The organism is Corynebacterium sp. ACRQP (assembly GCF_022345915.1).
Classification (GTDB): Bacteria; Actinomycetota; Actinomycetes; order Mycobacteriales; family Mycobacteriaceae; genus Corynebacterium; species Corynebacterium lehmanniae.
The window spans coordinates 1-861 of sequence record NZ_JAKRMZ010000054.1; the positions used below are offsets into that span (position 1 = coordinate 1).

An 861-nucleotide genomic window follows, 5' to 3' on the forward strand; every position below is an offset into this window, starting at 1 on the left:
GGTGAGTTTGAGCCGGGCTGGGTCGTCGAGCGGCATCACTGCGAAGTGCGCGGCAAGCATGTCGGTGCGGTAGAACCTGGCGGAGTAGTCGTTGCGGCATGCTGCGGTGATCAGAGCTTGGGCGAGGTAGGTCTTGCCGACTGAGGATTTGCCCAAGATGACAATGTTTTGGCCCAGGTGGCACCATTGTCCGTGAGCGAGTCGGCTGACTTGTTCTGGGTTGATGTTGCGGTCAGGTGCGTAGACGACGTCTTCGAGGCAGGCATCGGGGTTTGGCGATCGTGATGCCTTGAGCAGTTTGTTGATGCGGCGTTCGCGTCTGGCCGCGACTTCTTTGTCGAGTGCGTAGAGCACCTTTTGGGAGAAGGTCCACGTGTCGAAGGCTGGGTCGTTGGCGATGTCGATGACGCTTTTGCCGAAGGCTGTCATGCGCATCGCTGTGAAGTCCGCGAGGACGGATTCGTCGAGGAAACGCTCTTGAGGCGGGGTCGGTGGGGTCATGGCGTTGTGGTTCCTTTCTTGATGAGGTTGTCCAGACTGAACTGTGCTGCGCCACCGAGGTAGGCGCCGCTGGTGTCGCGTGTGGCAGCGGCGGGTGCGTGGGCCCGATGCCCAGGTGTGGCCGGTGCCGGTTGGTCGAAGCCGTGTGGTCGGGTTGCGGCTTCTTTGCGTACGGCGGCCATCATGTTTTTGACCGCGGTGTAGGACACCGCCCGGCGGGTCCCGTCGGAGGAGACCAAGCGCTTACATGCTTCTTCCAACACGAGCTTGTTGGCGTGTTTGCCCATTGACAGCACGTTCCTGCACGATTGGTACGCCTGGGCCGGGATTGCTTTCGCCGTGATCATTTCCTCGATGACT

General features: G+C 60.7%; 1 protein-coding gene and 1 pseudogene. Both read right to left on the reverse strand.

Annotation, left to right across the window (positions count from 1 at the left end):
* Positions 1-501, reverse strand: a 501-nt coding sequence (locus MHY23_RS11830) for an ATP-binding protein (protein WP_239307707.1), incomplete at its 3' end; no start/stop codon positions are given.
* Positions 498-861: pseudogene (locus tag MHY23_RS11835) on the reverse strand (IS21 family transposase); the annotation flags it as partial. The pseudogene MHY23_RS11835 and the gene MHY23_RS11830, both read right to left, overlap by 4 nt.